Source organism: Shinella sp. CPCC 101442 (genome assembly GCF_024704725.1).
Classification (GTDB): domain Bacteria; phylum Pseudomonadota; class Alphaproteobacteria; order Rhizobiales; family Rhizobiaceae; genus Shinella.
In genome coordinates, this window is record NZ_JALIQS010000004.1 from 273716 (window position 1) to 292691 (window position 18976).

Annotated in this window: 20 protein-coding genes; 13 read left to right on the forward strand and 7 right to left on the reverse strand. The window is 63.6% G+C overall.

The window, feature by feature from the left end:
* The 3 genes from MUO32_RS16745 to dnaN all read right to left on the reverse strand — a co-directional run bounded on the left by MUO32_RS16745 (position 1) and on the right by dnaN (position 2532).
* Positions 1–582: a histidine phosphatase family protein gene (locus tag MUO32_RS16745; RefSeq protein WP_257949503.1), complete on the reverse strand. Its 582-nt coding sequence runs from the start codon at positions 580–582 to the stop codon at positions 1–3.
* Between the two features lie 9 nt (positions 583–591).
* Positions 592–1194: a phospholipid N-methyltransferase PmtA gene (gene pmtA / locus MUO32_RS16750; RefSeq protein ID WP_257949504.1), complete on the reverse strand. Its 603-nt coding sequence runs from the start codon at positions 1192–1194 to the stop codon at positions 592–594.
* Positions 1195–1413: 219 nt separating this feature from the next.
* Positions 1414–2532 (reverse strand): DNA polymerase III subunit beta, encoded by a 1119-nt coding sequence (gene dnaN, locus MUO32_RS16755; RefSeq protein WP_257949505.1) that lies wholly within the window; start codon positions 2530–2532, stop codon positions 1414–1416.
* 231 nt (positions 2533–2763) lie between these two features.
* Here dnaN and rsmI point away from each other — a divergent pair, with 231 nt between their 5' ends.
* The 12 genes from rsmI (at position 2764) to MUO32_RS16815 (ending at position 14785) form a co-directional block, all read left to right on the forward strand.
* Entirely contained in the window at positions 2764–3690 is a 927-nt protein-coding gene (gene rsmI / locus MUO32_RS16760; protein WP_257949506.1) for a 16S rRNA (cytidine(1402)-2'-O)-methyltransferase, read from the forward strand.
* Positions 3680–4048: a YraN family protein gene (locus MUO32_RS16765; protein ID WP_257949508.1), complete on the forward strand. Its 369-nt coding sequence runs from the start codon at positions 3680–3682 to the stop codon at positions 4046–4048. Before rsmI ends, MUO32_RS16765 begins: the two co-directional genes overlap by 11 nt.
* A gap of 102 nt (positions 4049–4150) precedes the next feature.
* Complete coding sequence (locus MUO32_RS16770) at positions 4151–5449, forward strand: extracellular solute-binding protein (RefSeq protein ID WP_257949509.1); 1299 nt, start codon at positions 4151–4153, stop codon at positions 5447–5449.
* 67 nt (positions 5450–5516) lie between these two features.
* On the forward strand, positions 5517–6398 hold the full coding sequence (locus tag MUO32_RS16775) for an ABC transporter permease subunit (protein WP_257949510.1): 882 nt from the start codon (positions 5517–5519) through the stop codon (positions 6396–6398).
* A gap of 13 nt (positions 6399–6411) precedes the next feature.
* The gene (ugpE, locus tag MUO32_RS16780) at positions 6412–7254 is read left to right on the forward strand and encodes a sn-glycerol-3-phosphate ABC transporter permease UgpE (RefSeq protein ID WP_257949511.1); all 843 of its coding nucleotides are present in this window, start codon (positions 6412–6414) and stop codon (positions 7252–7254) included.
* Between the two features lie 12 nt (positions 7255–7266).
* Entirely contained in the window at positions 7267–8376 is a 1110-nt protein-coding gene (locus MUO32_RS16785; protein WP_257949512.1) for a sn-glycerol-3-phosphate import ATP-binding protein UgpC, read from the forward strand.
* Positions 8373–9368 carry an endonuclease/exonuclease/phosphatase family protein gene (locus tag MUO32_RS16790; RefSeq protein ID WP_308311301.1) on the forward strand — a complete coding sequence of 332 codons (996 nt, stop codon included), beginning with the start codon at positions 8373–8375 and terminating at the stop codon, positions 9366–9368. The genes MUO32_RS16785 and MUO32_RS16790 overlap by 4 nt, the downstream gene beginning before the upstream one ends.
* A 91-nt stretch (positions 9369–9459) precedes the next feature.
* A complete protein-coding gene (locus tag MUO32_RS16795; protein ID WP_257949513.1) occupies positions 9460–9963 on the forward strand; it encodes a cupin domain-containing protein in 504 nt (167 codons plus the stop codon).
* Positions 9964–10097: 134 nt separating this feature from the next.
* Complete coding sequence (locus tag MUO32_RS16800) at positions 10098–10856, forward strand: hypothetical protein (RefSeq protein ID WP_257949514.1); 759 nt, start codon at positions 10098–10100, stop codon at positions 10854–10856.
* A gap of 75 nt (positions 10857–10931) precedes the next feature.
* Positions 10932–11945, forward strand: coding sequence for a linear amide C-N hydrolase (locus MUO32_RS16805; protein WP_374708682.1), 1014 nt, complete (start codon positions 10932–10934; stop codon positions 11943–11945).
* 102 nt (positions 11946–12047) lie between these two features.
* Positions 12048–12992 carry a glutathione synthase gene (gshB, locus tag MUO32_RS16810; protein WP_257949516.1) on the forward strand — a complete coding sequence of 315 codons (945 nt, stop codon included), beginning with the start codon at positions 12048–12050 and terminating at the stop codon, positions 12990–12992.
* Between the two features lie 263 nt (positions 12993–13255).
* Positions 13256–14785 carry a YifB family Mg chelatase-like AAA ATPase gene (locus MUO32_RS16815; protein WP_257949517.1) on the forward strand — a complete coding sequence of 510 codons (1530 nt, stop codon included), beginning with the start codon at positions 13256–13258 and terminating at the stop codon, positions 14783–14785.
* A gap of 162 nt (positions 14786–14947) precedes the next feature.
* On the opposite strand, the gene MUO32_RS16820 is transcribed toward MUO32_RS16815, so the two are convergent.
* The 3 genes from MUO32_RS16820 to MUO32_RS16830 form a co-directional block, all read right to left on the reverse strand.
* Positions 14948–15346, reverse strand: a complete 399-nt coding sequence (locus MUO32_RS16820) for a VOC family protein (protein WP_257949518.1) — start codon at positions 15344–15346, stop codon at positions 14948–14950.
* A 165-nt stretch (positions 15347–15511) separates the two neighbouring features.
* Positions 15512–16480 carry a cysteine synthase A gene (cysK, locus tag MUO32_RS16825; RefSeq protein ID WP_257949519.1) on the reverse strand — a complete coding sequence of 323 codons (969 nt, stop codon included), beginning with the start codon at positions 16478–16480 and terminating at the stop codon, positions 15512–15514.
* Positions 16481–16609: 129 nt separating this feature from the next.
* A complete protein-coding gene (locus MUO32_RS16830) occupies positions 16610–17227 on the reverse strand; it encodes a LysE family translocator (RefSeq protein ID WP_257949520.1) in 618 nt (205 codons plus the stop codon).
* 225 nt (positions 17228–17452) lie between these two features.
* Here MUO32_RS16830 and MUO32_RS16835 point away from each other — a divergent pair, with 225 nt between their 5' ends.
* Entirely contained in the window at positions 17453–18085 is a 633-nt protein-coding gene (locus MUO32_RS16835) for a LysE family translocator (RefSeq protein ID WP_257949521.1), read from the forward strand.
* On the opposite strand, the gene MUO32_RS16840 is transcribed toward MUO32_RS16835, so the two are convergent.
* Complete coding sequence (locus MUO32_RS16840) at positions 18086–18973, reverse strand: GNAT family N-acetyltransferase (protein ID WP_257949522.1); 888 nt, start codon at positions 18971–18973, stop codon at positions 18086–18088.
* Positions 18974–18976 lie beyond the last annotated feature (3 nt).

Sequence of the window (18976 nt, forward strand, 5' to 3'; positions counted from 1 at the left end):
TCAAAACCCTTTCCAAGATTCCATTGGCGTCCAGTCGCATGTGACAGCGCGGTCCGCAAGCCGGAATGCAAAAAGATTGCCGCCACCGGCCGGCTGGTCGCCGTCGCGGGCAATCGGTTTTCCCATGAGATGACACTTCAGCAGCGTACCGACGCCGCCGTGACCGATGAAGGCGATGGGACGTCCGGGATCATGGCCGGCCAGCACGCCCGCGACAGCGGCAACGATGCGCGCCTGCGCATCCACCGCGCGCTCCCAGCCTTTGAAGCTTTCCTCAGGATGCGCGAAAAACCAGTTGGCGGCATCCTCGAAGGCATCGGGCGGTAGGAAGCCGGTGGCGGAACGGTCGTTCTCGCCCATGGCATGGTCGGTCTCGACCGGAAGCCGCCCGGCGGACAGGATTTGCGCCGTCTCGATCGCCTTGCGTTCGGTGCTTGCGGCGAAGCGGCTGATTTCTTTCGCCCAGTTCGAGGATGCGGCAAGCTCTGCCCGTTCGCGGCCGCGGTCTGAAAGACCCCAGTCGGGCACCGGCACGGCCGGGTCGATCCGGACCTGCGGATGCGTGATGTAGAGGGCATACATGGCCGCACCTCAATGGGTGCGGCGGTAGGTCCACAGCTGTGCGGGCGGGATGTTGCGCACGACGAAGTCGAGATGGGTGATCTGGTAGCGATCCGGCATCGCGACGACGGGCGAGAGCGGGCCGTAGGAGATCTGCACCACGGGGCGACCGGCGGGGATACGCGACAGCAAATCCTCGATCATCGAGACGCGCATATGCATCGGGAAGTTCAGGAGCGGCACGGCGGAGACGACGCTGTCGAAGGTCGTGTCGCGCAGTTCGCCAAGCGTCTTGTCGAGATCGAAGGCGTCGCCATTGATGAAATTGACGCCGTCGAAGCGGGCGACGAGATGGTTGTAGAAATCCGTCGAGAATTCGATGGAGGTCAGCTTTTCCGGGGCAAGACCGGTTTCCAGGATCGCCTTGGTGATGACCCCGGTGCCGGGGCCAAGTTCCAGAACCGGAAGGCCGGACTTGGGATCGATGACGCTCGCCATGCGGCGCGCGGTGATGGAGGAGGTGGGGATGATCGAGCCGACGGCTCGCGTATTGTTCATCCAGCCCTTGAAGAAACGGATTTCGTCGCCGAATTTCTTGCCGAGCCGTTCCTTGACCTTCACGCGCAACGTCATGCCATCCCCCTTCATGGTGCATTTTCTGGCCGGCAGCGGGATTCATTCCCATCCGCGTCGTCCGGCCATGGCGAATATGTGACGCGGTTTACGTCAAAAACAAGTCTGATTGCGCCGTCGCCTTCAAGTTTCCCCGACATGCGAAAGCGTCTGCTTAAAAAAGAACCCGCCGGCGGCCGGCGGGTTCGAGAACGGTTTCCCAATGCCGCGCGGACGGTCCTAGACGCGCATCGGCATGAGTACGTAGAGCGCGTCGTCGCCGGCGAGATCGCGAACCAGCGTCGGCGAGCCCGGATCGGCGAGCATGAAGACGGCTTCGGAGCCCGAAAGCTGCGCGGTGATGTCGAGCAGGTATTTCGCGTTGAAGCCGATTTCGAGCGGGTCGTTGTCGTAGCCGACGGCCAGTTCTTCCGTGGCGCTGCCCGAATCCGGATTGTTGACCGTCAGTGTCAGCTGGCCCTCGACGAGCGCCAGTTTCACGGCGCGGCCGCGCTCGGAGGAAATGGTGGAGACGCGGTCGACGGCCTGCGCGAAGGACTGGCAGTCGATCTTCAGTTCCTTGTCGTTGTTGGCGGGGATCACGCGCTGGTAATCCGGGAACGTGCCGTCGATCAGCTTGGATGTCAGCACGATCGAGCCGATGGTGAAGCGGATTTTTGCATCGGACACTTCGACCGTGACGATCAATTCCGGATTGTCGACCAGCTTCTGCAACTCGCCGACCGTCTTGCGCGGGATGATGATGCCGGGCATGCCCTCGGAGCCCGAGGGTGCTTCGACATCGGCGCGGGCGAGGCGGTGGCCGTCGGTGGCGACGGCGCGCAGCTTCAGCTGGCCGGCGCTTTCGATCGTGTGAATGAAGATGCCGTTGAGATAGTAACGGGTCTCTTCCGTCGAGATCGCAAACTGCGTGCGATCGATCAGCATCTTGAGGTCCGTCGCCTTGAGGCGGAACGTGTGCGAAAAGCTGCCGGCTGTAAGGTCGGGGAAATCCGACTGCGGCAGGCACTGCAGCGAGAATTTCGAGCGGCCCGAGGTGACCGTCATGGAGGCGCCGTCGGCACTGGTGGCGAGCAGCACTTCCGAACCGTCCGAAAGCTTGCGCACGATATCGTAGAGCAGATGGGCGGGAACGGTCGTGGCACCCGCCTGCTCGACCTGGGCGGGGGTCGCCTCGGTGATTTCGAGGTCGAGGTCGGTCGCCTTCATATCGAGGCTCGCGCCGTCGGCGCGCAGCAGCACGTTCGAGAGGATCGGGATCGTGTTGCGCCGCTCGACCACGCGGTGAACGTGGTTCAACGACTTCAGAAGATTGGACCGCTCGAGAGTAATGCGCATGAACTGTACCGCTTTCGACCGCTGGCACGCCGGAACCCGGCGCGGCATTGCCTTGAAACTCCGGCTGGGCCGGAAAGATGGGACCGGCAAAATGGCAGAATTTCCCGCCCGATTGCAAGTGCTAACGGCGCGGCACACACGATAGTCAACGGTCCGGCCTTGCGGGGGCATCGGTGCTCGCCCATAAGGAGTGAAAACTGCGGCCGTCCACCGGCCGGAAAGGCGACGGCAATGCGGGACGAGACGGCGGCGGGCGGCACGGGCGAAAGCGGCAAGACATTCCGCCTGCACAATGCCGTCATCCCCGCCCGGCCGCTGGAGCCGGCGCTCTATCTCGTCGCAACCCCCATCGGCAATCTCTCCGACATTACGCTGCGCGCGTTGGAAACACTTGCTGGAGCCGACGTGCTCGCCTGCGAGGACACCCGCGTCACCCGCGTGCTGCTCGACCGCTACGGCATCGTCAACCGGCCCTACGCCTATCACGAGCATAATGCGGATGAAGCAGGCCCGCGCCTCATCGCGGCGCTGGACGCCGGCAAATCCGTGGCGCTCGTTTCCGATGCCGGCACGCCGCTCGTTTCCGATCCCGGCTATCGCCTCGCGCTGCTGGCCATCGCGGCCGGCCACCGCGTCGTGCCCATTCCCGGCGCTTCCGCGCCGCTTGCCGCGCTCGTCGGCTCGGGCCTGCCGAACGACGCCTTCTTCTTCGCCGGCTTCCTTCCGACCAAGGACAAGGCAAAGCGCGACCGTCTCGCCGAATTGGCGAGTGTGCCCGCGACGCTGCTGTTCTTCGAATCACCGCACCGCATCGCCGCGACCGTTGCCGCCGCCGCCGACGTGCTGGGCGAGGGGCGGGCAGCCTGCGTCAGCCGCGAACTGACCAAGACCTTCGAAGAATTCCGACGCGGCACGCTCGGCGAACTCGCGGCCCACTATGGCGACGGCCACACCGTCAAGGGCGAGATCGTTTTCGTCATCGGTCCGCCCGGCGAGGCGGCCGCCCCCGAGGCAGAGGATGTCGACAGGCTTCTGACGGCTTTGGTGAAGGACATGTCGGCCGGCAAGGCGGCGACGGAAGCGGCACGCCAGACGGGCCTGCCGCGCCGCGACCTCTATCAACGCCTCATCGATCTCAAGGGTGGCGATGCGGGATAGAGCGGCGGACCCCAACCGGCTCAAGGCTTTTCGCCGGGGTCACGTCTCCGAATATCTCGCCGCGCTCTATCTTCTCGCCAAAGGCTACCGCATCCGCGCGATCCGCTACCGCACGAAGCTCGGCGAGATCGACATCATCGCGCGTCGCGGCGATCTTGTCGTCTGCGTCGAGGTGAAGGCGCGTCGCGATGTGGGCAGCGCCGTCTTCGCCGTCACCGGCACCGCGCAGCACCGCATCCGCGCGGCCAGCGACATCTGGCTGTCCCGCCAGCCGGACGCCCATCGCCTCTCGTTACGGTATGATATCGTTGCGGTCTTGCCGTGGCGGCTTCCAAAACACTTCGTGGATGCGTTTTGAGCAAAAGGAAAATGTAGCGAAACTGACATGAAAGCGTAACGCGCCTGTCACGGTCGCTGCTTAGTGCACGCCTCACACCAAGTCCGGTGAAGAGGAGCTCCCATGTTCAAGCCGCTTTCCCTCGCAGGTTTCGCACTCGCCATGTCCGCTACGGCATCGATGGCCGCCACCAACATCACCTGGTGGCACGGCATGGCCGGCCGCAACGGCGAAGTCATCAACGAAGTCGCCAAGAAGTTCAACGACGCCCAGACGGCCTGCGCCATCACCCCGGTTTCCAAGGGCACCTATGAGGAGGCGCTCGCTTCCGGCATCGCGGCCTTCCGCGCCGGCGAACAGCCGAACATCCTGCAGGTTTTTGATGCCGGCGCAGCGACGATCATCAACGCTCCAGGCGCCGTCATTCCGGCCGAAGACCTGATCACCCAGGCCGGCTACACCTTCGACCGGGAAGCCTTCATCGAGGGCGTGCGCTACTTCTACGCTGCTCCGGATGGTAAGTTCGTCGGCATGCCGTTCAACTCCTCGGCGCCGATCATGTATGTCAACACCGAAGCCCTGGAAAAGGTCGGCGTCGAAGCGCCGAAGACCTGGGAAGAGTTCGAGGCGATCGCACCGAAGCTGAAGGAAGCCGGCTACCTGCCGCTCGTCCAGTCGCAGCTGACCTGGCAGTTCACGGAAAACTTCTTCTCGCGCCACAACATCCAGTTCGCGACGAACAACAACGGTTACGACTCGGTCGTCGACACCAAGATCAACATGACGGACCCGAACCTCGTCATGATGTTCACCAAGCTCAAGGCCTGGGCTGACGAAGGCTATTTCGGCTACTACGGCGCCGGCTGGAACGACAACCAGAAGCTCTTCGAAGACGGCAAGGCCGCCTTCTGGATCGGTTCCTCGGGTTCGTTCGGCGGCCTCCAGAAGACCGCGCAGAAGCCGTTCTCGGCAACCTTCCTGCCCTACTGGAACAGCATCCAGGGTGCCGGCACCAACACCTTCATCGGCGGCGCTGCTCTCTTCGCCATGTCCGGCAAGCCGGAAGCCGAAAACAAGTGCACGGCCGACTTCTTCCAGTTCCTGACCTCGCCGGAAGTGCAGAAGTTCTACCACGAGGCCACCGGCTACGTCGCCATCACCAAGGCAGCCTATGAACTCGCGAAGTCCGAAGGCTATTACAAGGAAAAGCCGGCTGCCGAAGTCGGCATCCAGCAGTTGATGCTCAAGTCCGGCGACTGGTCGAAGGGCTACCGCCTCGGCTTCTACCCGCAGATCCGTGAAATCATGGAACGCGAATACGGCCGCATCTTCGCTGGCGAAACCTCCGTCGAAGACGCCCTGAAGACGATCGAGACCGAAGCGAACGACCTGCTCGCCCGCTTCGCCAAGACCGCCGGCTGATCCGTCGCTCGCCTGAAATCCGTGCCGGGGGCTGAAGCTCCCGGCACGCCGCTATGAAGGTGGCCCCATGAAGCGCGTGCAGTTTTCCTCGCCCTATCTGCCCTATCTCTTTATCGCACCGCAGATGGCGATCATCTTCGTGTTCTTCTACTGGCCGTCCGTACAGGCGATCCAGTCGTCCTTCTATCTCGAAGACCCGTTCGGTTTCGGCTCGACCTTCGTCGGCCTGTCCAACTATGTCGATGCGCTGGGCTCTGCGCAGTACCAGTCGATTGCCCGCTTCACGGTGGTCTTCACCGCGCTGGTGACCTTCCTCTCGCTCGGGTTCGGCATGCTGCTCGCCGTCAAGGCCGATGCGGTGCTGAAGGGCAGCTCGACCTACAAGACGCTGCTCATCTGGGTCTACGCCATCGCCCCGCCCGTCGCCGGCCTGATGGGCATGATGTTCTTCGACCAGCATATCGGCCCGCTGGTGAAGTTCGCCGCCCTTTTCGGCTGGGACATGAAGGTCGGTCTCAATTACAATGACACCGCCTTCGCAATGATCGCCGTCTCGGTCTGGAAGCAGATCCCGTACAATTTCATCTTCATTCTCTCGGGCCTCCAGAGCATTCCCGTTTCGGTGCGCGAAGCTGCCGCCATCGATTGCCGCTCGGGCGTGCGCCGCTTCTGGACGATGACGCTGCCGCTGCTGGCGCCCACCGCCTTCTTCCTGCTCATCATCAACATGACCTATGCGCTGTTCGACACGTTCGGCGTCATCGACGTGATGGTGAAGGACAAGGCCGCCAACAACCCGATCACGCTGGTTTACAAGGTCTATATGGACGGGTTCCGCGGCAACGATCTCGGCGGTTCCTCGGCCCAGTCCGTCATCCTGATGATCGTCGTCTTCGTGCTGACTGTCTTCCAGTTCCGCTTCATCGAGCGGCGCGTGCACTACAATTGAGAGGGCGAGCCCCATGAACCGCATCCGCCTTTTCGATCATCTGGTGCTCATGTTCGGCGTCTTCATCATGGTGGCGCCCGTCGTGGTCGCCTTCATGACCTCGACGCACGAGGCCGCCGACATTCACCGCAACGGCCTTTCGCTGACCTGGGGCGACCATTTCGCGGAAACCTACGACAAAGTCCTGACGCGCAAGGGCGGTTTCACCGGCGAGATCACCGGCGCCCGCATGATCTGGAACTCCATGATCCTCGGCGTGGGCTTTGCGGCCGGCAAGATCGTCCTGTCGATGCTCGCCGCCTATGCCATCGTCTATTTCCGCTTCAGGCTCGGCACGCTGTTCTTCTGGATGATTTTCACGACGCTGCTGCTGCCGCTCGAAGTGCGCATCGTCCCCTCCTACGAGGTGATGAACAAGCTGGCGCTCACCAACACCTATACCGGCCTCATCGTGCCGCTCCTGGCGTCGGCCACCGGCACCTTCTTCTTCCGCCAGTTCTTCAAGTCCGTGCCCGAAGAGCTGCTGGAGGCCGCGCGCATCGACGGGGCGGGGCCGTTCAAGTTCTTCATCGACGTGCTGGTGCCGCTCTCGCGCACCATGATCGCGGCGATCTTCATCATCATGTTCGTCTATGGCTGGAACCAGTATCTCTGGCCGACGCTGATGACGACCGACGAGCGCTTCTTCACGCTGGTGCGCGGCATCAAGCAGATCCTGCTCGTGTGGGTCGGCTCCAACATTCCCGATTACAACGAGGCCTTTGCGCTGGCGATCCTCGCCATGCTGCCGCCGGTCATGATCGTGCTGATCTTCCAGCGGTGGTTCATCAAGGGCCTCACCGAAAGCGACAAGTAAGGAGACAGTCCGATGGCATCGATCGGCATTCGCGACGTATCCAAGATCTATAATGGCGGCGTGACCGCGGTCAGCGCCGTCAATATCGACATCGCCGACGGCGAATTCATCGTGCTCGTCGGCCCCTCGGGCTGCGGAAAATCGACGCTTTTGCGCATGGTCGCGGGACTGGAGACGATCAGCCAGGGCGAGGTGACGATCGGCGGGCGCACCGTCAACGATATCGACCCGGCCGATCGGGACATCGCCATGGTGTTCCAGAACTATGCGCTCTATCCGCACATGACCGTTTACGAAAATCTCGCCTACGGCCTAAAGAACCGCCGCACGCCGAAAGCGGAGATCGAAGCGCGCGTGGCGGAAGCCGCCCGCATGCTCGAACTCCAGCCCTATCTGGAGCGCAAGCCGCGCGCGCTTTCGGGCGGCCAGCGCCAGCGTGTCGCCATGGGACGCGCCATCGTGCGCAAACCCTCGGCCTTCCTGTTCGACGAACCGCTGTCGAACCTCGACGCGAAGTTGCGCGTCTCCATGCGCGGCGAGATCAAGCGCCTGCAGCGCCGCGTCGGCACGACCTCGATCTACGTCACCCATGACCAGCTCGAAGCGATGACGCTCGCCGACCGGCTCGTCGTTCTCTCGGGCGGCAGGATCGAGCAGATCGGCCGTCCGCTCGATGTCTATCACCGCCCGGCAACGACCTTTGTCGCAAGCTTCATCGGCTCGCCAGCCATGAATCTCGTCAACGGCGAAGTGCATGGCAGCAAGCTCGCGCTCGGTCCGGCGCTGATCGATCTCGGCGCCGCCGTGCCGACTCAGGGTGCCGTCACCGTCGGCCTGCGTGCCGAAGACCTGCGCCTCCATGACGATGGGCAGGGCGGCCTGCCGTTCCGCATCGACTATGTCGAGGAACTCGGCGCCCAGCGCCTCGTCCATGGCATGGTCGGCGACCAGCCGCTTGTCGCGGCCCTCTCTTCGGAAATCCCGTTGCCCGAAACGGCATCGCTTTCCATCGCACCGTCGCGGCTGCATTTCTTCGATACGGCAAGCGGCCGGCGCATCGACTGGTCGGCCGAGGCGGCCGGGCCGGTCGCGGCTGCCGTCGTCTCGGAGGTCGTGGCATGATGATCCGCACCACCGTAGACCGGCTCGCCGCCCCGAGCGAAGATGACCGCAAGGCGATTGCCACGCTGGAAAAATCCATTGCCGCCCATGATGGCCGCATGGCGGAGCTTGCCTGCATGAATGCGGTGGAGGCGGGTGGAAGCGCCGAACGCGCCGAGCCGCTGCCGTTCCCCCTCACCGTCGCCGCCTGGAACCTGGAGCGCTGCCTCTTTCCGAAGCAGAGTGCCGACCATCTTGGCGTCACCGGCGCCGAGGTCGTGCTGCTCTCCGAAATGGATGACGGCATGGCGCGCACGCGGCAGGCCCATACGACGGCTGAACTCGCTGACGAACTTGGCATGGCCTATCTGTACGGCGTGGAGTTCATCGAACTCGGTCTCGGCTCCGATACGGAGCTGGAATTCTGCAAGGATAATTTCAACAGCCGTGGCCTGCACGGCAACGGCCTGCTTTCCACCGTGCCGCTGCATCAACCTTTCCTGCACCGCTTGGCAGGCGAGCGCCTGTGGTTCATGGGCGAGGTCGATCAGCCGCGGCTGGGCGAGCGCATGGCGATCGGCGCCGTCATCAACACCGAATCCGGTCCGCTCGTGCTCGTCTCCACCCATCTGGAGAGCGCCACGACGGCCACCTGGCGCGAACGGCAGGTCGTCGACCTGATGGACGCAGTTGATGCCGCTTTCCCTGGCCTACCCGTTCTCATCGGCGGCGATCTCAACACCGGCAACCATGCCGGCGGCGATTTCGAGGCGGAGGGTCTTTTCACCCGCTCGGCCGAGCGTGGCTTTACCCGCCATGGCGGCCCGCTCGATGGGATGACGACGCGCCCGAGCCTCATCACCCGCTGGCCGGAACGCGCCATGAAGCTCGACTGGTTCCTGTCGCGCGGCCTTGCTGTCTCTGAGACGGCAATCGTCTCGTCGCTCTCTCCCTCCGGCCGGCCGCTGTCCGATCATGACCTCATCACCTGCCGGATCGATGGCTTCGCCTGAAATATGACGGATATTTAAAATTCGATCGATTGCTTGAACGGCGCTGTTACCCGCTTCGGCTAGTCTTTCCCCGGATTGTAAGGGGGATAAGATGGTCTTCAAGCTGATGTTCGTTGCGATGGTCGGTGCCGCCATGCGCTCGCGTTCGACCGAGGAGAAAACGCCTCGGCCGTTGGTCGCGGCTTCGCTCGATGACTTGGAAATGGCGCCGAGCCCGATCGAACCGTCATGGATACTGGAAGGAAACCCCGAGGCGCGGCTTTCGCTGCATTCGCGGGCCTATGACGAGCAGGCGACGACAGCGATCTGGGATTGCACGGCCGGCACCTTCCGCTGGTACTTCGGCTGGGACGAGACGGTGATGATCCTCGAGGGTGAAGTTCACATCACCGCCGAGGATGGCAGCCAGCGCACGCTGAAGGCCGGCGATATCGCCTATTTCCCCGGCAAGAGCTGGGCGACCTGGCGCATCGACACCTACGTCCGCAAGATCGCCTTCTGCCGCAAGGAGTTTCCCGCGCCCGTCAACCTGGCGCTGAAATTGCGCGACCGCCTGCGCGGCGGCAGTCCACCTTCCGGCGGTCTCGCCGCCTGACATTTTCAATACTGCATCAAAAATCCGGTATTGTATGTTGCCGGATGTGCTGTAAGCCATATTCACTCAACCCCGGAGGGTGTGCGGTGGTGGCTATATGGTTTGTCAGGCTGGCAATTCTTCTGCCTTTTTGCATGGGTCTTTCCGCCCGGGCCGATGATTTCGATCCGGCCCGCATCGCCTCAGACAGCGAATGGCGCATCATCGTCAGTCCCTATATTTGGGCGGCGTCGCTGAAGGGGGATGCCAAGCTTGCCGGCCGAACCACGGGCGTCGATGTGCCCTTCAGCGATGTCCTCGGCCATCTCGATTTCGCCGCGATGGGCAATATCGAGGCGACCAACGGCCAGTGGGGCGTCTATTTTGACGGCCAGCATGTCGTCACCAGCCAGGATGAGGAGGTATTCCACCACCAGCTTGGCCTCGATATCCAGACGACAGTTCTTTCGGCCGGAGCCTTCTACAAGGTCTACGAGGAGCAGCTTGGCGGCGTTACCGTGTTCGGCCAGCCGCGCCGCTTCTCCGTCGAGCCGACCGTCGGCGTGCGGTGGACCCGCCTCAGGGCGACGGTCGATGCCGGTTTCCTTGAAACGACGAAGCGGGCCGATTGGACTGATCCGTTCGTCGGCTTCCGCGTAAATGCCGATCTCAACGACCGCTGGACCCTCAACGCCGAGGCCGATGTCGGCGGTTTCGGCATTGGCTCGAAGCATAGCGTGAACGCCCAGGCCTATCTCGGCTATCGTACCCACATGGGAAGCCTGCCGACCATTCTTCGCGTCGGCTACCGCATGCTCTCGCAGGACTACGAAGGTGACGATTTCACCGGCAACACCTTCAAATGGAACGTGACCCAGCACGGGCCGGTTGTCGGCCTGTCCATCCGCTTCTGACGCAGGGAGAAAACCATGCGACGTACGATTCTCCTTAGAGCCAAGACGGTCTTCCTGGCGCTGGCCGCGTCTTGCATGGCGCTTGCGCCGGTTGCAGAGGCCTGCACACGCTTCGTCTATCATGGTTCCAATGATAACGTCATCACCGCCCGCTCGATGGACTGGAAGCTCGACGTCGCCACCAACCTCTGGGCCTTTCCGCGCGGCATGGAACGTAACGGCGAGGTGGGACCGAACTCGCTGAAATGGACCTCGAAATACGGCAGCGTCATTGCAACCGGCTATGACGTATCTACGACGGACGGCATGAACGAGCGTGGCCTCGTGGCCAATGTGCTGTGGCTGGTGGAATCGGACTATCCGAAAATCGATGGAAACAAGCCAGGCCTCACGATTGCGGCCTGGGCGCAATATGTGCTCGACAATTTCGCGACGGTCGACGAAGCCGTATCCGAGCTCGAGAAAGAGCCTTTCACAATCGTGTCGGACAGCGTGCCCGGCGAGGAGCGACTGACGACGCTGCATCTGTCCATTTCGGATTCGACCGGCGACAGTGCGATCATTGAATATATCGACGGCAAGCAGGTCATCCACCACGATCGCGCTTACCAGGTGATGACCAATTCGCCGGTCTTCAACCAGCAGCTGGCGCTTAACAGCTATTGGAAGCAGATTGGCGGGACGGTCATGTTGCCGGGTACCAATCGCGCTTCCGACCGTTTTGCGCGTGCATCTTTCTATGTGAATGCCATCCCAAAGGCCGAGGACCCGAACCGCGCGCTAGCCAGCGTCTTCAGCGTCATCCGCAACGTATCCGTGCCCTTCGGCATCACGACACCGGACGAGCCGAACATTTCCTCGACGCGCTGGCGCACCGTCGCCGATCACAAGCGTGGCCTCTACTTCTTCGAATCCGCCCTGACGCCGAACACCTTCTGGGTCGATCTGAAGAAGATCGATTTCACGCCGGAGACCGGCAAGGTGCTGAAGCTCGATCTCGGCAAGGATCAGGATCACACCTATTCCGGCGATGCCACGACGGATTTCGTGCCCACCGAGCCCTTCCACTTCCTCGGCCTGCAGCTCTGATCCTTTTGCAGGACCGCCGGAGATGCGCCGATTTCGCCGCTCCGGCGTTGTCTTCGCGCCTGCGACATCCTAAATGTGTCGGGCATTGCTGAGGGGACTTTCATGGCTAAGATCAAGAACGTCGCGGTCCAGATGGACCACGTGTCAACCATCAATATCGCGGGCGATTCCACCTTCGCCATGAGCCTCGAGGCGCAAAGCCGCGGCTACAAGCTCTTCCATTATACGCCCGATCGCCTGAGCCTGCGCGACGGCACGGTTTACGCGATCGTCGAGCCGATGGAGCTGCGCGACATCAAGGGCGATCACTATACGCTGGGCACGCCCGAACGGGTCGATCTGTCCACGATGGATGTGGTGCTGCTGCGCCAGGATCCGCCCTTCGACATGTCCTACATCACCTCGACGCACCTTCTGGAGCGCATCCATCCGAAGACCCTCGTCGTCAACGACCCGGCCTGGGTGCGCAATTCGCCGGAGAAGATCTTCGTCACCGAATTCGCCGACCTGATGCCGAAGACGCTGATCACCCGCGATCCCGCCGAAATCCGCCGCTTCCGCGACGAGATGGGCGACATGATCCTGAAGCCGCTCTATGGCAATGGCGGCGCCGGTGTCTTCCATTCCACCAAGGACGACCGCAACCTCTCCTCGCTGCTCGAAATGTTCGGCCAGATGTTCCGTGAGCCCTTCATCGCGCAGCAGTATCTGCCGGATGTGCGCAAGGGCGACAAGCGCATCCTGCTCGTCGATGGCGACCCGGTCGGCGCGATCAACCGGGTGCCGGCGGAACACGACGCCCGCTCGAATATGCATGCCGGCGGCCGCCCCGAGCCGACCGAACTGACAGCGCGCGAAAAGGAAATCTGCGCCCGCATCGGGCCCTCCCTGCGCGAGCGCGGCTTTCTGCTCGTCGGCATCGACGTCATCGGCGACTACATGACCGAGATCAACGTGACCTCGCCGACCGGCCTGCGCGAAGTGAAGAAGTTCGGTGGCGCCGATATCGCCGCCCTCCTCTGGGACGCGATCGAACGCAAGCGCTGAGCCGCGTTCCACGCGCCAAAACGTTTTTCCGGGGCGCTCCGTTCGCGAACGTCCCGGCTTCGTTCCGCAAATACAACCGGCCACAACCGTCGCGCGGAAAATTGCTCGGCAAGTTCTATAATTGTTCTTGTTTCATTCCAGCTTTCATGCCAGATTTCCAACTGCAACCCAGAGGCGGGTGGGCGGGCTGTTTTCGGCATAAAAGTGTTGCGGCGGTCCCGCGCCATGATGGCGCGCCGCGCTGCAGGACGGGCGGGGCGATCATGGTGGCACGGGTCGGTACGATTGCGTTTCAGGGCATCGAGGGCGTGCCTGTCGATGTGCAGGTCATGGTGGCGCCCGGAAAGATGGGCATGCAGATCGTCGGCCTGCCGGACAAGGCGGTCGCCGAAAGCCGCGAGCGGGTGCAGGCCGCTCTCCACGCCTCCGGCCTCTCGCTGCCGCCCAAGCGCGTGACGGTCAATCTCGCGCCGGCGGACCTGCCCAAGGAGGGCAGTCACTACGATCTGGCCATCGCGCTCGGCCTCATGGTCGCGCTCGGCGCCGTGCCGGCGGACGCGCTGGAGGATTTTCTCGTCATCGGCGAGCTCAATCTCGACGGTACGATCGCAGCCGTCGCAGGCGCTCTTCCAGCCGCCATGGGTGCCAATGCGCTCGGCAGGGGGCTCATCTGTCCGGCGGAGAATGGCGCGGAGGCGGCCTGGGCGGGCGGCGGGCTCGATATCCTCGCGCCGCGCAGCCTGATTGCGCTCGCCAATCATTTCAAGGGAACGCAGGTTCTTGGTCGTCCGACGCCGGCGATCCGCGCCGCGCCGGGAGACCTGCCCGATCTCTCGGACATTCGCGGGCAGGAAAGCGCCAAGCGCGCGCTGGAGGTGGCGGCCGCCGGCAGCCACAATCTCCTGATGGTCGGTCCGCCCGGTTCGGGAAAGTCGATGCTCGCGGCGCGGCTCGCCGCCATCCTGCCGCCGCTCGCTCCGGCCGAGCTGCTCGAAGTGTCGATGATCCATTCCATCGCCGGCCAGCTCTCGGGCGGGCGGCTGTCGGATCGCCGTCCCTTCCGCACGCCGCACCATTCCGCCACCATGGCGGCGCTGGTCGGCGGCGGCCCGCGGGCGCGGCCGGGCGAAGTCTCGCTCGCCCATAACGGCGTGCTCTTCCTCGACGAGCTGCCGGAGTTCACGCCGCAGGCGCTCGATGCGCTACGCCAGCCGCTCGAAACCGGCGAATGCATCATCGCGCGCGCCAACCACCGTGTCAGCTATCCCGCCGCCGTCCAGCTCGTCGCGGCGATGAACCCCTGCCGGTGCGGCATGGCGGGTGAGCCCGGCCGCTCTTGCGCCCGCGGCCCACGCTGCATGAGCGACTACCAGGCTCGCGTTTCCGGTCCGCTGATGGATCGCATCGATATCCGCATCGACGTGCCCGCCGTCTCGGCATCGGACCTTATCCGGCCGATGACCGGGGAATCGAGTGCGGTGGTGGCAAAGCGTGTCGCCCAGGCCCGCGCCCTGCAGGCCGATCGCTTCGCCCGCCTCGGCATGGCTTCGGTGACGAGCAATGCGCGCGCCTCGACCGCCCTCGTGGAGAGGGTCGCGGAACCCGATCCCGGCGGTCTCCAGCTGTTGCGCGACGCGGCGGAGAAGATGCGGTTTTCCGCCCGCGGCTATCACCGCGTCCTCAAGGTCGCCCGCACCCTTGCCGATCTCGACCAAGCCGCGATCGTCGGTCGTATCCATCTGGCAGAGGCGATTTCCTATCGCATCGCAGGCGAACGGCTCGTTTCGGCCTGACGATCTGTGGGATCGGCGCAAGGCAAACACCAAACGGTGTGATGTGTCGTTTGCGAGGTGCTGGCGGTGTCCTTGCATGTGTCCGGCACGGCGGCGCGCTGTTCTGGTCGGTTGTGGCGGATTGCATATTGGCCGGCAAAGGCGGAGCCGGCGGCATCACCGTCATGCCGGCCCTTTGAAAACCGATTCGATATGGTGCCCGTCCGGATCGACGATGAAGGCGGCATAATAGGTGGGGCCGTAGTGCGGGCGCAGGCCGGGCGGGCCGTTGTCGCAGCCTCCGGCGGCGATTGCTGCGGCATGGAAGGCATCGACGGCGGCGCGGCTTGGTGCGGTAAAGGCGGCGTGAAAACCGGGGCCGGGTGCGCGGGCTGCATCGTCATGGGCCTTGAGGGTCAGCTTGTCACCACCGTCAGGTGGCCCGTAGCCGGCGGCCTGGCCGGTTTCGCCACGCCGGAGGTCGGACCACACGCGGACATAGCCGAGCGGCGCCAGCGCCGCGTCGTAGAAGGCGACTGCGCGGTCGATATCGCGAACGCCGAGGGAGAGGTGATGAAGCATGGTCGACGGCCGGTTTGGTCTGGCGGGGACCGCCGCATGGCGAGCCAGGCGGCAGTTCTGTCCGAACTAGCGCATTTCCAGCAAAAGCGCGAAGCGGTTCTGTTGGAAATGCGCCAGGACAAGACGTCAGGGTCTTTTCGCTGCTCGGAGAAAAGCGGAAATGCTCTAGCTGGCGAGCCCTTCGAAGAGCGCGGTCGAGAGATAGCGTTCGGCGAAGGAGGGGATGATGACCACGATGGTTTTTCCGGCATTTTCCGGGCGGCTGCCGACCTTGGCGGCGGCGGCGAGTGCGGCGCCTGAGGAAATGCCGACGGGCACGCCTTCGAGTCTTGCGACAAGACGGGCATTGGCGAAGGCTTCGTCATTGCTGACGGTCACGACCTCGTCATAGACGTCCTTGTCGAGGATGGCGGGCGCAAAACCCGCGCCGATCCCCTGGATCTTGTGCGGGCCGGGGTTGCCGCCCGAGAGCACCGGGCTGTCGGCGGGCTCGACCGCCACGACCTTGAAACCGGGTTTTCTGGCCTTCAGAACCTGACCGACGCCGGTGATGGTGCCGCCCGTGCCGATGCCGGAGACGAGAATATCGACAGCGCCGTCGGTATCGTTCCAGATTTCCTCCGCCGTCGTCTTGCGGTGGATTTCCGGGTTGGCGGGGTTTTCGAATTGTTGGGGAATGACAGCGCCGGGGATGGTGCTTGCCAGCTCCTCGGCCATGGCGATCGCGCCCTTCATGCCCTTCGGTCCCTCGGTCAACACCAGTTCGGCGCCGAGCAGGGCCAGCATCTTGCGCCGCTCGATCGACATGGTCTCGGGCATGGTGAGGATGAGGCGGTATCCTTTCGCGGCGGCGGCGAAGGCGAGCGCAATACCCGTATTGCCGGAGGTCGGCTCGACCAGCGTCGATTTGCCGGGCGTGATCTTGCCCTGCGCTTCCAGCGATTCGATCATCGCGACGCCGATGCGGTCCTTCACCGAGGCGATCGGGTTGAAGAATTCGAGTTTGGCGAGAAGGGTGGCGACGACGCCCTTTTCCTTGGCAAACTTGTCGAGCCGCACGATCGGCGTGTCGCCGATGGTCTCGGTGATGGAGGCGTAAATCCGGCCCCGGCCGGGTTTGCGTGTGTCGCTCATCGGGTTCTCCCTCGTTTCTCGTTGGAGGAAGATAGGAGGGAATGGCGCGCGAGACGAGTCCGGAATTCGCGACAAAAACGCTTCATGCGAAATAATCGATTCACGTACCGACAAAAGCCGGAAAAACCGTCACGCCGCGCGGGTGGCGATATAGGCCGCAGTGCCTGCGAGAATGCCGGCGGCGACGCGGTTCAGCCGCTGCAGCGCCTTCGGCTGCTTGAGCAGGACCCGGGCGCGTGAGGCGAGCGCGATATAGGGCACGACCACGATGAGCAGCACGACGAAGGTCGCGGCAAGCAGCACACCATAGTCCGTGAGGCCGATTGCGCCGAGATCGACCAGCGTCGGAACGAGCGCGACATAGAACAGCATCGTTTTCGGATTGCCGAGCGTCACGAAAAGGCCGGACAGGAAAGACATGCTCACGCTGGTCGAGCGCTGCTCCTCGATATTTTGCGGCAACAGGCTGCCCGTCCAGAGCTTCCAGGCAATGTAGGCGAGATAGAGCGCGCCGGCGATCTTGATCACCATGAAGGCGGTCGTAAAGGTCTGGGCGATGAAGGCAAGGCCAAGAATGACCGCCGTCAGATAGACCATGTCGCCGAGGATGAGGCCGAGCCCCATGAAGAAGGTCGGCCGGAAACCGGAGCCGAGCGCGCGGGCGACAATCGCGGTAATACCGGGGCCGGGAATGATGGCGGCGATGAACAGCGCACCGCTATAGGCGAGCAGGACGGCGAGGGTCATGGGAAACTCCTTGGGCGCGCTCCTTCTACGCCTGAAGGCGTTTTTCGACAATGGCCGCATGGCCGGGTGGGTGCCGCATCTGTCGCCTTTTTAGGAGTACGTGGCCGGGTCCGACAAATCCGGTCCTGCGGCGGGAGGGAAATCTTGTCACGGGGACGGGCGCGCGGCTTGTGGCGGCGGGGGGCGATGGATAATCCTTTCCTATCCACCAGGGGAGCCGCATCCGTGCCCGAACTGACCAGCCTTGTCGCCTTCGCCCTCATCGCGCTCGGCATGGTGCTGACGCCGGGTCCGAACATGATCTACCTCGTCTCCCGCTCGATCTGCCAGGGACCGGCGGCGGGCCTCGTCTCGCTCGGCGGCGTGGCACTCGGTTTTGTCTTCTACGTGCTGTCCGCGGCGCTCGGCATCACGGCGCTCCTGATGGCGGTGCCCTATGCCTATGACGTGCTGCGTCTCGCCGGCGCGTTTTATCTGGCCTGGCTCGCCTGGCAGGCGCTGCGCCCCGGCGGCCGCTCGGCCTTCGAGGTGAAGGCGCTGCCGCGTGACAGCAACAGAAAACTTTTTCTGATGGGGCTGCTGACCAATCTCCTGAACCCCAAGATTGCCGTGCTCTATCTTTCGCTGCTGCCGCAGTTCATCGATCCGGCAAAGGGCAGCGTCTTTCTGCAGGCGCTGCTGCTCGGTGGCATTCAGGTCGTCGTCAGCATCAGCGTCAATGCACTGATCGCCGTTTCCGCCGGCTCGATCGCATCCCTGCTGGCCACCCGCCCGCGCTGGGTTCTGGTGCAGCGCTGGCTGATGGGAACGGTGCTGGCGGGATTGGCCTTGCGCATGGCGACGGAAGCGCGTCGCTGATCAGAATTCTGCCATGGGCGGTAGGGCGAAAGGTCGTTCCGGTCGCAGGTTTTCCGCCCCGCGCAGCATGAGCACCATATCGCCGGCATCGGCGAGGGCCTCGCCCTCCCAGTCCAGATGATCGGGCGCGAAATGCACGAGTGCATTGGATGGTGAGATGCGCAGGCTCGCAAGGATGTCGGCAAGCGTGGGGACAGATGCCCCGGCCACGTCGAAAAGCGCGAACACGCCATCCGGCCCGCTCTGCCAGGCGATCACCGTATTCTCGTTCTCCAGCAGGCTTAGCCGAAGGTCCGGCATCAGGGCCGCGTTGAACAGGAACATTTCGGCCTGTCGCAGCGGCGCAAAGCGGTCGGAGACGGGGCGGCGAGCGTTCAGTAGCCGGCGAAGCAACGTCACGTCGGCGTCTCGGGCGATATCGAGGTGCCGCATTGCGCCCACGCGCCCGCCCGTCGGCGCAGGGCCGGCAAAGCGATGTTGCGGCAGCGTTCGAAAACCGTAGTTCTCATAGAGCGTGGGCTTGTCGGTCAAAAGCGCGACGGCTTCGAAGCCTTCGCTGTCGCAATGATCGAGTGCCGCCTCCATAACGGAGCGAAAGAGCCCCTGGCCGCGATAGTCCGGCCGCACCGCGCCGGATTGCAGCCCGGCGGCGCGCACGAAGGTGCCGTCTATGACGAGCGGCATGGAGAAGGCGCTGATATTGGCGATGCATCTGCCCGAAGCGTCGAACCATGCGAAGGGCGCGCTGGTCGGATCGGGGCCGCCGAGCCGGTCCAGCATCGTCACGTCGATGCCGAAGATATCCTCGAGCATGGCTGCGAGCGCTCGCCAGGCGGCCGCATCGCCAAAATAGTCCGTGCGAAAGACAAGACCCTTGCGGTCCGGCATGGT